The sequence below is a fragment of the Pseudomonas retamae genome (assembly GCF_043496865.1).
Taxonomy (GTDB): Bacteria; Pseudomonadota; Gammaproteobacteria; order Pseudomonadales; family Pseudomonadaceae; genus Aquipseudomonas; species Aquipseudomonas retamae.
Genome location: NZ_JBIEIL010000007.1, coordinates 82,652 through 101,815 on the forward strand (window position 1 = coordinate 82,652; position 19,164 = coordinate 101,815).

Annotated in this window: 9 protein-coding genes; 4 read left to right on the plus strand and 5 right to left on the minus strand. The window is 58.8% G+C overall.

All coding sequences use genetic code 11. The features are described from left to right. Positions 1–99: 99 nt before the first annotated feature. The 5 genes from argE to ACGSLL_RS15415 all read right to left on the minus strand — a co-directional run bounded on the left by argE (position 100) and on the right by ACGSLL_RS15415 (position 4,894). Positions 100–1,248: an acetylornithine deacetylase gene (gene argE / locus ACGSLL_RS15395; RefSeq protein ID WP_394506939.1), complete on the minus strand. Its 1,149-nt coding sequence runs from the start codon at positions 1,246–1,248 to the stop codon at positions 100–102. After that, positions 1,245–1,922 carry a DUF1028 domain-containing protein gene (locus ACGSLL_RS15400; protein WP_394506940.1) on the minus strand — a complete coding sequence of 226 codons (678 nt, stop codon included), beginning with the start codon at positions 1,920–1,922 and terminating at the stop codon, positions 1,245–1,247. The genes argE and ACGSLL_RS15400 overlap by 4 nt, the downstream gene beginning before the upstream one ends. A 130-nt stretch (positions 1,923–2,052) precedes the next feature. Continuing rightward, complete coding sequence (locus tag ACGSLL_RS15405) at positions 2,053–2,469, minus strand: RidA family protein (RefSeq protein ID WP_039763092.1); 417 nt, start codon at positions 2,467–2,469, stop codon at positions 2,053–2,055. Between the two features lie 51 nt (positions 2,470–2,520). Beyond that, positions 2,521–3,840, minus strand: a complete 1,320-nt coding sequence (locus tag ACGSLL_RS15410) for a flavin-containing monooxygenase (RefSeq protein ID WP_394506941.1) — start codon at positions 3,838–3,840, stop codon at positions 2,521–2,523. Between the two features lie 235 nt (positions 3,841–4,075). Then, positions 4,076–4,894, minus strand: coding sequence for an alpha/beta fold hydrolase (locus ACGSLL_RS15415; protein WP_394506942.1), 819 nt, complete (start codon positions 4,892–4,894; stop codon positions 4,076–4,078). Positions 4,895–5,115: 221 nt separating this feature from the next. Between ACGSLL_RS15415 and ACGSLL_RS15420 the strand changes: the two genes are divergently transcribed. Genes ACGSLL_RS15420 through ACGSLL_RS15435 form a run of 4 tightly spaced genes read left to right on the plus strand, consistent with a single transcriptional unit; the run spans position 5,116 to position 18,972 of the window. Continuing rightward, positions 5,116–6,822, plus strand: coding sequence for a ShlB/FhaC/HecB family hemolysin secretion/activation protein (locus tag ACGSLL_RS15420; protein WP_394506943.1), 1,707 nt, complete (start codon positions 5,116–5,118; stop codon positions 6,820–6,822). A gap of 25 nt (positions 6,823–6,847) precedes the next feature. Further along, complete coding sequence (locus ACGSLL_RS15425; RefSeq protein WP_394506944.1) at positions 6,848–18,160, plus strand: two-partner secretion domain-containing protein; 11,313 nt, start codon at positions 6,848–6,850, stop codon at positions 18,158–18,160. Continuing rightward, positions 18,157–18,654: a hypothetical protein gene (locus ACGSLL_RS15430; RefSeq protein ID WP_394506945.1), complete on the plus strand. Its 498-nt coding sequence runs from the start codon at positions 18,157–18,159 to the stop codon at positions 18,652–18,654. Before ACGSLL_RS15425 ends, ACGSLL_RS15430 begins: the two co-directional genes overlap by 4 nt. 21 nt (positions 18,655–18,675) lie before the next feature. Next, on the plus strand, positions 18,676–18,972 hold the full coding sequence (locus tag ACGSLL_RS15435) for a hypothetical protein (RefSeq protein ID WP_394506946.1): 297 nt from the start codon (positions 18,676–18,678) through the stop codon (positions 18,970–18,972). Positions 18,973–19,164 lie beyond the last annotated feature (192 nt).

A 19,164-nucleotide genomic window follows, 5' to 3' on the forward strand; every position in this document is an offset into this window, starting at 1 on the left:
CGCACTTGTTGTTGGAGTGATCATGTGCAAAGTGAGGCGCGAGATAAATTAGTAAGTTTGTTGCTTGAAACCTTAAAAAAACAGGCTTCGGCGCGCGGCTCAGAGGCTGATGAACACCAGCATCCGCTGGAGCATTTGATCGCAGGCATGCAGTTGCTCAAGGCTGACAAACTCATCGGGTTTATGCCCCTGAACCATGCTGCCGGGGCCGCACACCACGGTAGGAATGCCAACGGCATCGAACAGTCCGCCCTCGGTGCCGAACGCCACCGTGCCGAATTTCCGAGAACCGCTGAACGCTGCAATCAGCTCAGCGGCCTGACTCTGCGCATCGGTGGCCAGCCCCGGGTACGCCGACAATGCCCGGAAGCGAATATCGCTTTGCGCACTGACCGCACGCATGCGCGGCAACACTTCGCGCTCGGCATAGTCTTTCAATGCTTCGGCCACCAGCGCCGGATCCTGTGAGGGCAGGGCGCGGATCTCGAAATCGAAACGACAATCGGCCGGCACGATGTTCAATGCCTTGCCTCCGTTGATCACGCCGGTCTGCACCGTACTGTAGGGCGGATCGAAGCGCGCATCGTGATGCTGCGGCGCTTTCAGTTGCTGGCCGAGTCGGCCCAGTTCAGCGATCAGTTCGGCGGCATATTCGATGGCGTTGACCCCGAGCGGCGCATAGGCCGAATGACACGGATGACCCTGCACATCGCAGCGCATCGCCAGTTTGCCCTTGTGGCCGAGTACCGGTTTCAGCTCGGTCGGCTCGCCGATGATGCACAGCAATGGTTTGACCGGGCGCTGCTGCAATACCTCAAGCAACGAACGCACGCCGAGGCAGCCGACCTCTTCGTCATAGGACAGCGCAATGTGCACCGGCAGACGCAGCGGCGTCGTGACCAGCGCCGGCACCAGGGCCAGCACGCACGCGATATAACCCTTCATGTCCGCCGTGCCGCGGCCAAACAATTTACCGTCGCGCTCGCTGAGCTCGAACGGCGGCAGGGTCCACGGCTGACCGTCGACCGGCACAACATCGGTGTGCCCGGACAAGACAATGCCCGGTTGATCCACCGGACCGATCGTGGCGAACAGGTTGGCCTTGCTGCGCTCATCGTTGTAGATCAGCACGCTCGGCACGTCGAACCCGGCGAGGTAATCGCGGACGAATTCGATCAGTTGCAGATTCGACTCGCGGCTGGTGGTGTCGAATCCCACCAGCACTTTGAGCAGTTCGACGCTGTTCATCGATCGTCCCCGGCAACGCCATAGCCCGGTGCCCTGGCCGGATCGAGGGCGCGGTCGATGTAATCCTGCAACTGCGGTGCGTAGGCGTTCCAGAGTGTTTGCAACTGACCGATCGGGTCTTCATCGGCCCAGTCGACGCGCAGATTGACGATCGGCCAGGTCTGCTCGCCCACCACCACCACGGCGGCCGAATGCACCGGCCCGGCTTCGCCGCCCAAGGCCTGAGCGGCATGCAGCGCAGCGAGCAAGCGGTCGGCCAACTGGCCTTCGCCGGCTTCGAATGCGCTGACCATTGCCTCGATCACCTCGCGCCCGGCGAGCATGTTGCCGGCGGCCACGCACTGTTCGCCGCTGACGGCATTGTGCACGCCGAGGGTCTGCGCACCGCTGAAATGCGCGGTCTCGCCCAGATGGTTGATCGCGGTGATCTGCCGATACTGGCTGTAACCGTTGCGCGTGAGCACTTTGTCGAGGGCAGCATCCGGGCTCACGCCTTGCTCCAGCAGCCCGAGCACTTCCGGGCCGAGGGAGGGCAGGGTGATGTTCTGGCTCGACACCGCGCCAACGCCCGGCAGCAGCCAGGGGCAACGGGCGCCGACGGCGATGCTGGAGGAACTGATGGCAACGCCGAACTGACCGGTTTCGGCGCAGCGGGCGGTGATGGAAAAAGTCATTTGGGTGATCCTTCTCAGAAATTTGTTTGTCCTTTCTGGCCCTTTCGCGAGCAGGCTCGCTCCCACATTTGAAATGCATTCCCCTGTGGCAGCGAGCCTGCTCGCGAAGGCCGCGACGCGGTGAGATGCCTTACTCTGGAATCACCGCAATCACATCAATCTCCATCAACCACTGCGGTTGCCCCAACGCCGATACCACCAGCCCGGTGGAGATCGGGAACACGCCTTTGAGCCACTTGCCGACCTCCTGATAGACCGCCTCGCGGTAGCGCGGGTCGATCAGGTAGGTGGTGGTCTTGACGATGTGGCTCATGTCGCTGCCGGCTTCTTCGAGCAGTTGCTTGACGTTGCGCATGGCCTGTTCGGCCTGCGCACGCGGGTCGCCCAGACCGACCAGATTGCCGTCGAAATCAGTGCCGACCTGACCGCGCACATACACGGTGTTGCCGGCGCGCACCGCCTGGCACAAATCGTTGTCGAGCGTCTGGTTCGGGTAAGTGTCCTTGGTGTTGAACATGCGGATGCGCGTGTGTGTAGGCTGGCTCATGTGCCGCTCCTCAAAACAGGTTGGGCGGCGCCATTGGCGCCGCGAAAGGAATCAGGCGTCGACGGCGTCGGCGACCGGGCTGTGGACCGCTGAATGCAGCGCGGCTTCACGCTGTTCGGCATCGCGGTATTCGAGGTATTTGCGCTGGGTGGCGATGTGATCGGCGACATGTTTGGCGTCATGCCAGACGCCCCAGATGAACGACGAACCGCGACGCGACTGCCACGGCAAACCGAGGAAATACACCCCCGGCTCAGCCGACACGCCGCGCTGATGCACCGGCTTGCCCTTGTCATCGAAAGCCGCGACCTGTAGCCAGGAATAATCCACGGCAAACCCGGTGGCCCAGATAATTGATGTCACGCCAGCCTCGGCCAGATGCAGATTGCGCAGCGGATTTTTCACGCATTCCGGATCGGCGAAGCGTTTACGCGCCTCTGGCTCTTGCGGCAGATCGAGGCCATTTCTCTCGATATAGGCATCGGCGGCGTCGAGCAGGGCCAGATAATTTTCGTCACCGCGATTGAGGTTTTCGAGCAGGTCCTGCTTGAAGGTCACTACGCCGTTTTCGAACGACTCGGTGACCCCGACCAGGGTCATGCCGCGATGGGCCAGGCCACGAAAATCGATGGTGCGCCCGCCATGAGCGCCGCTGACCGCGATGGTCACGTGCTCGCGGCCCGGTTTCATCGCCGCTTGATCCCATTCGCCCAGCACCCCGAGCCACCAGCAGAAATCACGATTGCGATAGGCACGCGGCGGCCGGTCGTGGGCGCCAACCGACAGATAGACTTGTTTGCCGGAGCGTTGCAGTTCATCGGCAATCTGCACCCCGGATGAGCCGGCGCCCACCACAAGAACCGCACCTTCCGGCAGTTGCTGCGGATTGCGGTAATCAGCGGAATGGATTTGCAGCAAACGTGCGTCCTGCGGTGCGATCGGCGGGATCACTGGCCGCTGGAACGGCCCGGTTGCCGCGACAACACGGCTGGCTTCGATCACGCCTTCCGAGGTCTCGACGGTGAAGCCGGGGCGACCGACATTGCGCACCACGCTTTTGACCTCGACGCCGGTGCGGATCGGCGCGTTGAATTTCTTCGCATAGGCTTCGAAGTAATCGGCCACGCGTTCTTTCGGCGCAAAACCGTCGGGATCGACGTCATCGAATTCCAGACCGGGGAAACGGTCGTGCCACGCCGGGCCGTTGGCGACCAGCGAGTCCCAGCGCCCGGTGCGCCAGCGTTCGGCAATGCGACTGCGCTCCAGCACCAGGTGTGGCACGCCGAGTTTGCTCAGGTGTTCGCTCATCGCGACGCCTGCCTGGCCAGCACCCACGATCAGCGTGTCGATTGTTGTTATGTCAGTGGTCATCTCTACATCCTTCCTAGCAAGGCAGTGGGATTCGGGCCGCTGTTGGCTTGTCCGTTTGGCTTGAGGTCAGACTAGGGAGAGGGGGGATATCGGTAAAATATTATTAAGCTGGGATGTGAAGATAAAATTCTGATGCAGCGCGGCGAAAGCCTTTGAATACGGGGAGTGGGCGACGCGCCCGAGCAAAGCAAGGTGCCCGGGCGACGAAGAAATCTTCATCGCCCGGGCAGTTTTGTCAGCGCTGCAGGAACGCCAGCAAATCTTCGTTCAACGCCTGCGCATGAGTCACGGCAAAACCGTGCGGCGCACCGGCATAGACTTTCAGCTCGGCGCCTTTGATCTGCGCGGCGGCCTGTTTGCCGGTGGTTTCGAACGGCACGATCTGGTCACCGTCACCATGGATTACCAGCGTCGGCACATCGACTTTGGCCATGTCCGGACGAAAGTCGGTTTCCGAGAACGCGGTGACGCAATCCACCGTACCTTTCAAGGACGCCATCAGCGCGATGTTCAGGGTCTGCGTGAGCACGCCGTCGGAAACCGTCTGGCCTTGATTGGTGCCATAGAACGGCGCGGCGAAATCGGCGATGAACTGCGCGCGGTCCTTCAGCAGGCCGGCCTTGATCCCGTCGAACACCGATTTGTCGACGCCTTGGGCGAAGTCGGGCTTCTTGCCGAACAGCGGCGTCACCGCACCCAACAACACCAGACCCGCCACACGCTCGCTGCCATGCCGGGCGATGTAACGGCTGACGTCACCGCCACCCATGGAGAAGCCGACCAGGGTCACGTCGCGCAGGTCCAGATGGTTGATCAGGCCGGCGATGTCATCGGCAAACGTGTCGTAGTCGTAACCGGTCCACGGCTGATCAGAGCGGCCAAACCCGCGACGGTCGAAGGCAATGGTGCGATAGCCGCGGCTGCTCAGGTATTCCATCTGGTATTCCCACATGTCGCCGTCCAGTGGCCAGCCATGGCTGAACAACACGGGTTTGCCGCTGCCCCAGTCCTTGTAATAGATCTCGGTGCCGTCTTGGGTCGTGAAGGTGCTCATGAAAACTCCTTGTGATCGTGTGTGGGTATGACTGAATGCCGAATGGGCCGCGTTCACTATCTGCGCAACCACGGTTTTGCACTTGTACGCAGGTGCTGGTTTTACCCGCGCAACAGCGCCTCGAGGCCGACCAATGGTAGAACATAAGTTTGACGTCAAAATGATGGCCATCTAATATCGCGCCACTATTTTGATGTCACTTTCGTCTCGAGGGATCGAACATGTCCTCACCCGCCCTCGTGGCGCGGTTGTGCGTAGCGTTGCTGTGCCTTTCTCCGCTTCATTTCGCCGTTGCTGCACCCACCCCAGGTGAAACCGACCTTATCCGCGACCGCCAGAATCGCCTGCTCGAAGAGCAGCAGCGCCGTCTCGAAGAACTCAAGGATTTGCCCGGCAAAGGTCTCAAGCCAGCGCAACCGGCAACTCCCACCGATAGCCGCTGTTTCCCGATCAAGGACATCGAACTCAAAGGCGCAGACAGCCTGAGCGAGGGCGAAAAGGCTCGCCTGCTCAAGCCTTACATCGGCGCATGCCTCGGCGTGCCCCAGCTCAATGAGCTGCTCAAAGTCATCACCGACCACTACATCGAGAAGGGCCTGGTCACCAGCCGCGCCTATCTGCCGCAACAGGACCTGTCCAGCGGGCATCTGCAAGTGCTGGTGGTCGAAGGCCGGCTCGAGGGCATGAAGGGCGCCGACAACAGTCGGCTCTCGGATCGCGAACTGGCCATGGCGTTTCCCGGCAAGACCGGCGAGTTGGTCAACCTGCGCGAGATCGAGCAAATGGTCGATCAGCTCAATCGCCTGCCGTCCAATCAGGCGAAAATGGAGTTGGCCCCCGGGCAGAACGTCGGCGGCAGTGAAGTGCGCGTTACCAACAACCCGCAGAAGCCATGGCGCGCTGGCCTGTCGCGTAGTAACGACGGTCAGCGCAGCACCGGCGAACAGCAGTGGGGCACCACGTTCGACTGGGACAGCCCGCTTGGCCTGGCCGATCAGCTGAGCCTGCGCGGCGGTCACGATGCGATGACTGACCATCAGCACACCTCCAATAACGCCATGCTCAATTACAACCTGCCATGGGGCTGGTGGACGTTCAGCTACACCTACAGCCAGAGCGAATACCGTTCGCAGATCGCCGCCAACGGCTACAACTTCAAGCAGACCGGCGACAGCGAAAACCATCAGTTGCGCGCCGAGCGGGTGATTCATCGCGACGCGGTCAGCAAGACCTCCCTCAGCGCCGGCCTGTCGTACCTGCGCACCAACAACTTCATTGAAGACAGCAAGCTCAAGCTGAGCAGCAACCGCATCAGCGAAGCGCAGTTCGGCTTCAACCACGGCCGCCGTGTCGGCAGCGCGTTCGTCAACTTTGACGCCGGCATGCAGGAAGGCATCGGCGCCTTCGATGCGCAGGGCAGCCACGATCCCGGCCCCGGCGAACCCGAAGCGCACTACCGCAAATACAGCGCAACCCTGAGCTACCTGCAGCCATTCAAGCTCTGGGGCGAGTCGTTCAGTTTCAGCAGCCTGATGACCGGCCAACGCAGCGAAGACGTGCTGTTCAGTTCGCAGCGCACCAGCCTCGGCGGATCGTCATCGATCCGCGGCTACAAGGACCAGTCGCTGTCCGGCGACAGCGGTGGTTACTGGCGCAACGACCTGCGCTGGAGCCGTCCGGTGAATGCCGACTGGCTGCAACCGGTGTTCGCCGAGTACGGCGCCAGCCTCGGTTACGACCAGGGTGTGATTGCCAATGATCGCTATAACGGCGATCAGCACGGGCGCATGTCGAGCAATTCGCTGGAGCTGTTCGTCCGCGGCCAGCACGTCGCCGCCAGCGTGACCTTCGCACATTCCCTGGAACGACCGGACGCGCTGCCCGAGCGCGAAGCACCGATCTATTTCCGCCTCGACTTTTTCATCTGATAACGACTTTTAGAGAATCGCCCACATGGACGTTCGTCACCCCGACTCGCTCGCCGATCAGCCCCGCGCAGCCGTAAACCACCAGGAGACGTTCCTTGGCATGCCCAAGCGCGGCCTGGCCTTTCTGCTGGCGAACGTCATGTTCTGGCAACCGATCTGGGCGCAGGCTGACGGCATCGTCGTCGCCAACCCGAATACCACGCTGGATCGCGCCGGCAACGGTGTGCCGATCGTCAACATCGCCACGCCCAATGCCAGCGGTCTGTCGCACAACCAGTTCCACGATTACAACGTCGGCGCGCAGGGCGTCATCCTCAACAACGGTTCTGCACAAACGTCGAACACGCAACTGGGCGGGCACGTCATTGGCAACCCGAACCTGAAGAACAGCGGTTCGGCGCAGGCGATTCTCAACGAAGTCATCAGCGGCAATCCGAGCCAATTGCGCGGTTACACCGAAGTGGCCGGGCAGTCGGCGCGGGTGATTGTCGCCAACCCTTACGGCATTACCTGCAATGGCTGCGGTTTTATCAACGCACCACGGGTGACGCTGACCACTGGTAAACCGGTGCTGGAAAACGGCCGGCTGGATCGCTTTCAAGTCGATCAGGGTTCGGTGGCCATCGAAGGTGCGGGCATTAACGCGACCAATGTTGATCGCTTCGAAATCATCACCCGCAGCGCGAAAATCAATGCGCAGATTCAGGCGCAGAACCTGGCGATTGTTGCCGGTCGTAACGACGTCAATGCCGACAGCCTGAATGCCACCGCGCGCGCCGATGACGGCAGCGCCAAACCGCAGCTGGCGATCGACTCCTCGGCACTCGGTGGGATGTATGCCGGGGCGATCAAACTGGTCGGCACTGAAGCTGGCGTCGGGGTGAAACTTGACGGCAAGCTGATTGCCAGCGGCGGCGATATCCAGCTCGACGCCAACGGCCAGTTGAGCCTGGCCGACACCTCGGCCGCCGGCGCGGTCAACGTCAAAGCCGCCAGCCTTGATGCAAAAAGTCCGATCTACGCCGGCACCGCGCTGAACGTGCAAACCCAAGGCAACCTGACCAATCGCCAGACCTTCGCCGCACGCGACAGCATCACCCTCAGCGCCGGCGGGCAGTTGACCAACGCTGGCACCATTGAGGCCGGCGTCAATCCTGACGGCAGCCGCAATGCCAACGGCGATCTGAGCCTGAGCGCACAGATCGTTGAAAACGCCGGCAACAGCCTTGCCGCCAGCCGCAACCTGAGCGTCAACGCCACGCAAACCCTGAACAACCAGAGCGGCATGCTCAGCGCGAAAAACATCACCGTAACAGGCGGGGCGCTGAACAATTTCAGCGGCCAGGTGCTCGGTGACCTGGGCCTGTCGATCGATCTGCGCGGTGCGCTGGACAACCGTGACGGCGTGCTCGGTTCGGGCGCTGCGGTGTTCGTCAAAGCCGCGAGTCTGGATAACCGCCAGGGCGGTGCGCTGGTCAGCGATGGCAGCCTGACCGCGCGCATCAGCAGCACGCTCGACAACCGCAACAAGGGCGATATCTCGGCCAAAGGCGCCATCGATGTGCAGGCCGGTACGCTGGATAACCGCGACGGCAAAATCATCGGCAAAAGCACGCTGGCGTTGCGCAGCGATGTGGCCGATAACCGGGCCGGGGTGATTCAGGCTGATCAGCAGTTGAGCGTGAATGTCGCGCAACTGGATAACCGTGACAAAGGCGTAATCAGCGCCAAGGCCGGCCTGACATACGCAGGCACCCGACTGGACAACAGCGGCGGTCTGGTCAGCGCAGCGGGGCCTTTCAATCTGACGGCCGCCGAGATTCAAAACGCGGCCGGGCGGATTTCCAGTCAGGGCGACCTGCTGGCGACCATCGGTCTGCTGCAACAGCAGGGCGGTGAACTGGTTGCCCAAGGCAACCTGAACCTCAGCGGTAAAACCCTCGACAACCGTAACGGCGGTCTGGTCGGCACCACCAAAGCGCTGACACTGAGTGTTGACGACATCGATAACCGCAGCGGCGAGATCTCCAGCAGCCTGTTGCTGAACGTCAAAGGCCTGCGCCTGGACAATAGTGATGGCGGCAGAATCCTTGCCGGTACCGATCTCGGTCTGAGCGTCGCCAGACTGATCAACCAGAACAAGGGCTTGATCTCCGCCGTCAAAGGCGCGGCGACCGTTACTGGCACGACGCTGGGCAACAGCGGCGGCACGCTGAGCAGCCTCAATGGCTTGGTGATCACCCTCGACGATGCGCTGATCAACGCTGGCATCATCAGCACCGAAGGCGCGCTGAGCGTCACCGCCGCGCGTATCGACAACCGCAGCGGCAGCCTCGGCAGCGCCGGCAATCTGCGCCTGACCAGCAGCGGCGCCTTGCTCAACTCGGGCGGTTCGATCAGCACTGACGCAGCGCTGACCCTCAACAGCGCCAGCCTGGATAACAGCCACAAAGGCGTGATCTTCGGCCAGGGCATCAGCCGCGTCGAAACCGGCGCGTTCGACAACAGCGATGGCGGCAAGCTCACCAGCGGTGCGGCACTGACGCTCAAGGCCGGGCAGGTCAACAACGCCAGCGGACGCATCGCCAGCCAACAGGCCCTCGACGTTTCGCTGACCGGGCTGGATCAGCAGGGCGGTGAACTGTTCAGCAAGTCTGATCTGACCCTCGACCTGCGCAACGGCCAGTTGAACAACCAGAACGGCTTGATCAACGCGCCGGGCACGCTGCTGCTGAAAAACCTCAACGGCGTGAACAACCAGAATGGCGAAATCTCCAGCCAACAGGCCTTTGCGCTCGCCGCGCAAAGTCTCGATAACAGCAACGGCAAACTGCTCAGCCAACAGGGCCTGGCCCTGCGTATTGCGGCGGCGTTGAACAACGTAAAAGGTGTGATTTCCGGCGCCTCGCTGGACAGCCACAGCGCCAGCCTCGATAACGGGCAAGGCTTGATCAGTAGCCGTGGCGTGTTGCTTTTGACCGCCGACAACGCTCTGAACAACCAGCTCGGAACAGTCATTGCTGACGGCCAACTGACGGTTAACGCCGATGAGTTGGTCAACGGCGAAGGCAGCATTGCCGGTAAAGCAGACGTGAATGTCGGGGCGCGCACCGTCAACAACCAGAAAGGTCAGTTGTTCGCCACCGGTGTACTCAAAGTGGACGCTGATCAACTTGACAACCGGCAGAACGGCCTGCTCGGTTCAAGCCAGGACATGAGCCTGACGGTCGGCGAGCTGGATAACCGTGGCGGCGAAATCAGCACCAACGCTGATCTGCACATCAGCGGCACAAAGCTCGACAACAGCGAGGGCGGCAAAATCTTTACCGGCAAGGCGCTGACCCTGATCGTCGACGAGGTGATCAACCGCAGCAAAGGCCTGATCGACGCCGGTACATCGCTCGATCTACGCGGACGCACGCTGGTCAATGGCGGATCATTGCTCAGTCAGCACGGCCTGCAATTGACCCTCAGCAGCGCTTTCGATAACAGCCAGGGCAAGGTCAGCAGCGAACAGGCGCTTACCGTCAAAACGGCGCAACTGACCAACTCCGGCGGCAGTCTGTCCAGCGCCGGCGATCTCACCGTGAACAGTGACGGTAGCGTCGTCAACCAGGGCGGCCAGATCGTTACCGATGGTGCGCTGGTGCTCAACAGCGCCAGCCTCGACAACCGCTCGCAGGGCACCCTCAGCGCTAAAGGCGCCGTCAGCATCGGCACGGGCGCCTTCGATAACAGCAACGGTCGGCTCAGTAGCGCCGACACGCTGAACCTGACGGCCGGCCAGGTCACCAACGGCGATGACGGCAGCATTGGCAGCCAGAATGCTCTGACAGCTTCGGTCACCGGCTTCGATCAACGCGGCGGCAAACTGTTCAGCAACTCAAGCCTGAGCCTCGATCTGAACCACGGCCAGTTGAACAATGTCGGTGGTCTGATCAACGCACCGGGGACGCTGCTGCTGACGCAGCTCAACGGCGTCAACAACCAGGGCGGCACAATCTCCAGCGCTGAAGCCTTTACGCTTGCCGCGCAAAGTCTCGACAACAGCAACGGCAAGCTGCTGAGCAATCAGAGCCTGACCCTGCGTATCGCCGCAGCCCTGAACAACGTGCAAGGCATGATCGGCGCCGCAGCCATCGATGCGCAGGCCGCAAGCTTCAATAACAGCGGTGGCAGCCTGGTCAGCCGTGGCGACCTCGACCTGAGCGTAGACGGCCTGCTGCGCAACGATGCCAAAGGGCTGATCAGTGCTGCGCAAACCCTTGAACTCAGCAGTGGCGAGTTGAACAACCGCGACGACGGGTTGATCAACAGCCAGGGCCAGCTGACGCTGACCGCCACCGATCTGGACTCCAGCAATGGCGGCGAAGTCTCCGCCAGTGGCGACATCGATCTGCACCTGACCTCGCTGACCCAGAACGGCGGCCGCCTGCTCGGCGATAAAGCCGTCACCCTCGACCTGGCCAACGGTGACCTCGACAACCAGAGCGGCTGGCTCACCGCCAAAGGTCCGCTGACCCTCAAGCGTCTGCGTGACCTGAACAACCAGAGCGGCGAAATCTCCAGCAACCTCGGTTTCGATCTCATCGCCCAAGCGGTGAACAACACGTCGGGCAAAATCATCAGCGGCGAAAAACTGCTGTTGCGCGGCACCACTCTGATCAACCAGAAAGGCCTGCTGTCGGGCTGGCAAGGCCTCACCGTCAATGGCGACAGCCTGGACAACCGCAACGGCGGTACGCTCTCGAGCAAGTTCGCCGATGTATCGGTCGATCTCAAAAACGCACTGCTCAACGGCAACGCCGGCGCCGTGGTCGCGCAGGGCGATCTGAACATCAAGGCCAACTCACTCGACAACAGCGACAAAGGCAACCTCAGTAGCGCAGCCGGGCAGACCCTGACGCTGGGCGGCGCGCTGAACAACGACCTCGGTGGCCTGATTTCCAGTGGCGCGGCGCTGGATATCGTCAGCACGGCGTTCACCAACGCCGGCGGGATAATCAATGCCGAGCAGGCCTTCAACGCCACTGCTTCGCGCCTCGACAACCAGGGCGGACAGATCGCCAGCAATGCGGCGATCACCCTCAACCTGAGCGGCGAGCTGAACAACACCGCCGGCAAACTCGCCGCCGCAGGACCGATGCTGATCAAGGGCGTGACCGATCTGCGCAACCAGAACGGCCAGATCGCCAGCCAGAAAACCCTGGAGGCGCGCACCGGTTCGCTGGACAACAGCAACAAGGGCACGATCGCTGCCAATGATCAGTTGCAGCTCTCCGCGACTGGCGTCGTCAACAACAGTGGCGACGGTCTGATCTACAGCAAGAACGCCGATGTGCAACTGACGGCGGCCAGCCTGGGCAACGGCAAGGGCTCGATTCAGAGTGAAACCGCACTGACCCTCGACGTCAGCGGCGACTTCGACAACCAGAGCGGCAAGGTCATCGCCCAGAACGGCAATGTCCTGGTCAAAGCGGCAAACATCGATAACCGTGGCGGCACCTTGGCGAGCATCCAAGGCGCATTGGAAGCGCGCACCGTGGGCGTGCTGCGCAACGGGTTTGATCTGAATAACAATCGTCAGGGCGGGATCGTTCAGGCGCAGAGCCTGACCCTGTCGGCACTGGCCGGGCTGAACAACAACGGCGGGCGGATTTCCGCACAAGCCGCAGACCTGGGTATCACCACGGCGGCGCTGGATAACGGCAGTGGCGTGCTTTATTCCAAAGGCCTGTTGAGCATTACCGGCACCAGCCTGGAAAACGCCGGTGGCCAGATCGCTGCCAACCGCATCGACTTCGGCCTCAGCGGCGCACTGCGCAATGGCGCGGGCGTCATCGAAAGCACCACTCAACTGACCGTCAAGGCCGCCAGCGTTGACAACCAGAACGGCCGGCTGCGTTCGCTGGGCAACACCGGCAAGACCCTGTTCCAGATCGGCGGCTTGCTCGACAACCGCAACGGCGTGCTGGAAACCGCCAACGTCGACATGACCCTCGCCCTCGGCGGCTTCCTCAATGGCGGCGGGCAACTCAACCACGTTGGGCGCGGCAAGTTCGACATTTCCACCGCCAACGTCATCGGCGCCGGCGGCAGCATCGTCACCGGTGGCCTGCTGGAGCTCAACGCCGACACCTGGAGCAACTCCAACGTCATTCAGGCCGGTCGCCTGAACATCAACGTGCGCGAGTTCAGCCAGACCGCCAGCGGTAAATTGCTGGCTTCGGATGCGTTGCGGATCGTGGGTGGCAACTGGACCAACGATGGCTTGATCGCCAGTGACGGATCGATCGACATGCGCTTGTCCGGCAACTATGGCGGCAACGGGCGCTTGACCAGCCTGCGCGACACCTATCTGTCTGCGGCTTCGATGAACCTTGGCGCGGCCGGCAGTTTTGCCGCAGGTGCGACGTCGACGATCCAGATTGACGGGCAACTGCTAAATGCTGGTCGCATCACGTCCGGCGAAGACCTGACGGTCAACGCTGGCAGCCTCGTCAACCATGGCACCCTTGGTGCGGCGCAAAACCTGATCGTCAAGGCGCCGGTCTTGCTGAACGACCGCGGCCTGATTTTCAGCGGCAACGACATGACCCTCAGCGTCGGCACGCTGACCAACCAGAGCGGCGATTTCTACGGTCTGGGCAACGTGGTGATCGCCGGCTACAGCGGCGGCACGCGAGCGGCGGGGGTGTACAACATTTCCGGTGCGATGGAGAGCGGCGGCGGGTTCACGCTGGATGCCGATGTGTTCGAGAACCGCACCGAAGGGCCAACGGCGTCGGCTGAGCGCAAGTTGATCTCGGGGTTGATCGCGGCCAGTTGCGGTGACTGCGTCGGCGGCACGTTCAATAACTTCCTTGCGACTCGCGAGACGTACCAGTTCATCGACACCGATAACAGCGCATCTGCCGTCCTTAACGTCGGCAAGGACTTCGTCTTCCACGGCGGTACGTTCCTTAACAGCAAAAGCACGATAGCGGCGGGCGGCGGCATCGACATCACCGCGGTCAGCCTGAAGAACATCGGCACCCAAAGCGGGACCATCGAGGTGACCCGTCAGTACAACTTTGAAATGGGCACGGGCACCACGGCGCAGTTCATGGCCAACGTGATCATGCCGTACAACCAGCGCAACAACCCTGATTTCCCGTTTGTGTATTACGTGATTGCGCCGGAAGGCCTGATCCGTAAAGCCATTGCCAAAACCGTGGGCAACGGCATCGTCATTGTCGACGCCGAGACGGGCGAAAACATAGGTAGCCGCAAGTATGGCCGGGCCATGTCGGGTTACAGCGCCGGCTTCGAAACGTCGACGCCCTCGTTGTACGACCCGAATAACCTGATGGCCATACCGACCGAACTGACGCAGTTCCAGAAAGGCGACGCGGTTGAAGTGAGCGTCGATGGCGCGGGTGCGCCCGGCACAACCACCGGACGCAACGCGGTGATTCAGGCTGGTGGCAAGGTCTCGATCAACGCCACCAAAGAAATCGAAAACAGCGTTATCCAGCAGGACTACAGCGCCACCGGCGGCACCAACAAAGTCGCCGATACCAGCGTCAGCAACAGCAACACCACCGTGGTGCGTATCAACAGTCAATTGCCACCGGACCTGGCTCAACAGCAAGTCAATCCGCTGAGTCTGCCTGGGTTTTCCTTGCCGACCGGCGAGAACGGTTTGTTCCGTTTGAGCGGGCAGGGCAGCAGCGACGCTGTCGCCGGCAACATCGGGCCAGCGCCGACCTGGACGGTGAGCACTGAGAAAGTCGATATCCAGGAGCACGCAGTCGCTGCTACCAGCGGTGGACCGCGCAATCTGTTCATCGATGCGCCGGCTGCGGTCTCCGACAGTACGCGCATGGTCGACACCTTCGACCGCAAACCGAGCCAAACGAAAGCGGCCGCCAGCAGCATCGATACCAACGTTCCGGTGGATTCTGCCGGGCCGGGCCTGCACGACCGTGACAACGACATGAAGGAGTCGATCGACACGCGTCCGGTCACCCGCGTGACGGGCCTGCCCGACACCCAGGCACCGTCCAACCCACACAAATACCTGATCGAAACCAACCCGGCACTCACCGACCTCAAGTCGTTCATGAGCTCCGATTACCTGCTCGAAAAACTTGGCTACGACCCCGACCAGAGCGCCAAGCGCCTCGGTGATGGTCTGTATGAGCAACGCCTGATTCAGCAAGCCGTCACCGCGCGCACCGGCCAGGCGTTCCTCGACGGCCAGACCTCCAACGAGGGCATGTTCAAGTACTTGATGAACAACGCCATCGCCAGCAAGGACGCGCTCAACCTGTCGGTCGGCGTCGGCCTGACGTCGCAGCAAGTCGCCGCGCTGACCCACGACATCGTCTGGCTCGAAGAACACGAAGTGAACGGCGAAAAAGTGCTGGTGCCGGTGGTGTATCTGGCGCAAGCCAATGGCCGTCTCGGCCCGACCGGGGCACTGATTGCCGGTAATGATGTGACGCTGATTGCTGGGGAGAATCTCGATAACGTTGGTACGCTCAAGGCTACCAACAACCTGTCCGCCACTGCGGGTAATGACTTGATCAATAGTGGAGTGATTCAGGCTGGCGGGCGGTTGGATCTATTGGCCGGCGACAATATCGTCAATAAGTCTGGAGGTATTATCACCGGTCGAGACGTAAGCTTGATTAGCGTTGATGGTGACGTCATTAACGAACGCACTCTAACGAGCATTGACAATGTAAATCAGCATCGCGACTTTACCGATAATGCCGCAAGAATTGAGGCTGCTAACGAACTGACAGTCTCTGCTGGCCGTGATTTTACAAATTCGGGGGGTACGCTTAAAAGTGGGGGCGATACGTACATTGATGCTACACGCGACATCAACATTCTCGCTGTGGCAGAGCGACAATCAGATATCCTTGGCCGTAATAGAAATGAGATCATCAAGCAGCTTGGAGCGACTATTGAAGCAGGAAGTAATCTAACGCTTAAAAGCGGGCGAGACCTGGCGGTAATCGCAAGTGGAATAAGCGCACAGCGTGATGTTTCCATGACGGCTACTGAAAACATCGTCATAACGTCAGCAGCCGATGAAAGTCACTCGTATTCAAAAAGCAAAAAAGTGACCAAGCAAGAGGATCATGTCAGTCAAGTCGCTTCGACTATTAGCGCCGGTGGGAACTTCACATTGAACGGGGGGCAAGACGTCACGTTGGTCTCAAGCCGCATTACCGCAGGTGAAGAAGCCTATCTGGTTGCCGGCGGAAACTTGGAATTATTAGCTGCTCAAGATAGCGACTATTCTCTTTACGATAAGAAAAAGAAGGGGCGTTTCGGTAGTGGTCAAACCAAGAGAGATGAAGTCACCGATGTGCGTAATATCAGTACCGAGATCACCACGGGTGGAAAGATAACGCTATTAAGCGGGGGAGACCAGCGTTATCAAGCAGCCAGTCTCGATAGTGGCCAAGACATTAGCTTGATCAGTGGTGGAAAAATTACTTTTGAAGGCGTAAAGGACCTACATCAAGAAAGTCATGAAAAAAGCAAGAACAGTATGGCTTGGAGCTCTTCCAAAGGCGAGGGAAAGACCGACGAAATACTGCGTCAAACCGAAATCCTAGCGAACGGCAATTTGGTCATCAATGCCGTCAATGGTTTGAATATCGATATAAAAGATATAAACCAAAAAAGCATCAGCCAAACTATTGATGCGATGGTCAACGCTGACCCGGGGTTGGCGTGGCTCAAAGATGCGGAAAAGCGGGGTGATGTTGATTGGCGCTTGATTAAAGAAACCCACGACTCCTTCAAATATAGCAATTCAGGCATGGGGCCGGCCGCGATGCTGGCGGTAATTATTATTGTTAGCGTCATTACAGCTGGCGCTGCAAGCACAGCTGTAGCTTCCGCAAGCGGGGCCATGGGCGCGACTTCCGCGACAGCTATGGGTAGCACGATGGCAGCGGCGACGGCGACAACTGCTGCCGGCCTTGGAAATGTCATTGCGTCAGCTGTTTTGACTTCAATGGCGAGTACGGCTGCTGTAAGCGCAATCAACAACAAGGGAAATATTGGTACAGCATTTAAGGAGGTTTTTTCATCAGAAAGTTTAAAAGGTTATGTACTTGCCGGTGTCACTGCCGGGATCGCGGCAAAGTTAGGCTATGTTCCAACTGAACTGAAGTTCGATCTGTCGAGCGCTGAAACGGTCGCTACAAAGGCATTGGCAGACGCGCTGGCTAAAACAGCAATCATGGGTGGTAGTCTCAAAGATAATCTGATGGTTTCCGCGTTAGGATCAGCAGTTAGCATCGGCGGCGCGATCACTGCAAATAAAATAGGAGACATAACCGTCTTTGAAAACGGAAAAATCTCCAAAATAGTTATGCACGCTGCCCTTGGCGGTTTAATGGCTGAGGCATCCGGCGGTGATTTTCGAACTGGTGCAATCGCCGCAGGCGCAAACGAAGCGCTTGTCGATTTCCTTGCAGAAAATTTACTACCAAAAAATGTCGATACTAATAGTCTCGAGTATAAGAATGGCGTAAATAATTTAATGTCCGCTTCACAGTTGGTCGGCGTGTTAACCGCAGCATTTACCAACGGTGATCCCTCGGTCGCTGCAGACGTCACAGCAAATGCAACACAGTTCAACTACCTGAATCACACCGAAATGCAGGCGCTTGCCAATGAGCTTGCGACATGTAAAAAAACAAACAGTTGTGACGGTGTGTCAGCTAAGTATTTTGAAACGCATCTGGCAAATCAGGAGGTGCTAAACGCGGTCTGTGATGTCGATATAAGCGGTTGCCAGATAGCATTGCGTGATATTTACAATGCAACGACGGGTTTCATGCGTGGTGATTACGAAGTTGATCTTCCAGCGGATCTAAGGAAGATTATGAATTCGTTCCATGAGTTCAATCTTGATGCGAGCGCTGATCCGACAGCCAAAGTTGCTATGCCGTCTATCGAACGTTTTATCGAGGCGGTAGGGCTGGATATTAATAATCCAGCAGTTAAAATAGTTGCGCGAGATCTTGCTTCGCTTATCATCGCAAAGAAAACCGGAATGCTGGGAGCAAACGGCGTAAAAATTGCGGGGAGCAAAACGATTTGGAAAGGCGTAGGGAAGGAAAGACTTGATGTGGAAAACCCAGATCCCGGCGGTAGGCCAGGTCAACTACACTATCAAGGTGTAGATAACGCCAAATATCTTTATGATCCTATTTCCAATACTTTTGTGGGGGCTCCGAAGTCCGTTAACAAGCTATTGGAAAGACCTGATTTCAAGAAAGCCGTAGAGAAAGGCATGACAAAATATCTAGGAGAGCGACCATGAAATGCAATGCGGCGATGACAGCAGCCTTATCGATGCTGCGGCTGCCTGATAAGCTTTCCGATGACTTGGCTTCAATTGCTGAGGAAGGTTTCTTTCAGCGTAATGGCTGTGAATTTTTAAATTTTTTTAAGTCCTCAAGTATTGCAGTTAGTTTGGATTATCTTCAAGATCGCACCGGCTATGAATGCTACGTCAATTCAATTCATATCGATGACTATGTTGATTTAAACTGGCTAGGTGAAGCTTTGCTATTCGCTAATAGGCTGATTGAGCATTGGTTAGCTCGCTCCAGTCCCGAATTATTGCAAGTCATTGTCTCTTGCGATGAATTCGGCGCTATGGTGAAAGCTCATGTCATTCGGGCTGGCGAATCCTGGTTGCGGGAGAATTTGGACGAATACGACGACCCAGTATTGCTCGCCAGGTCAGATAGTGCGGACCTAATTGAGCTTCTGACGCAGCTAAAAAATAACGGTGCGACCTTTCAGCAGTAAACTTTGTACGAAAAGGGATAAATGGCACAGACCCTGAGGGATCCGCACAAATCTACTCCAGGCTCTGCGCCTGATGAGGACAAATGGGGACAGGCCACGTTTAGAAAACACTCCAAAAACGTGGTCCATCCCCGTTCCCATTCTTTGCAGAAACATGCCAATAATCCCAGCGCTACTCAGTTTATGGACGCAAGGACAGGGCATATCAATGTAATTCAAGAAGTTGAAGGGAAGCTGATCCGAATTATTGTGCCAAGAGACAAAATGAAAATTATTTCCGTTCGTCCAATTAAATTTAACCAAGTTAAAAGTTATTAGGTAAAAAACGAATGGGGACAGACCACGTTTAGAAAGTACTCCAGAAACGTGGTATGACCCCGTTTCCTCTCCTCCCCAAGGAGAAAGGGGGACAGACCACATTTAGAATGTAAACCGAAAACGTGGCCTGTCCCCGTTTACCTGGTTCAGTATCTTGCAGACTTGATACTGCCGGAGAATTACGACCCGGAC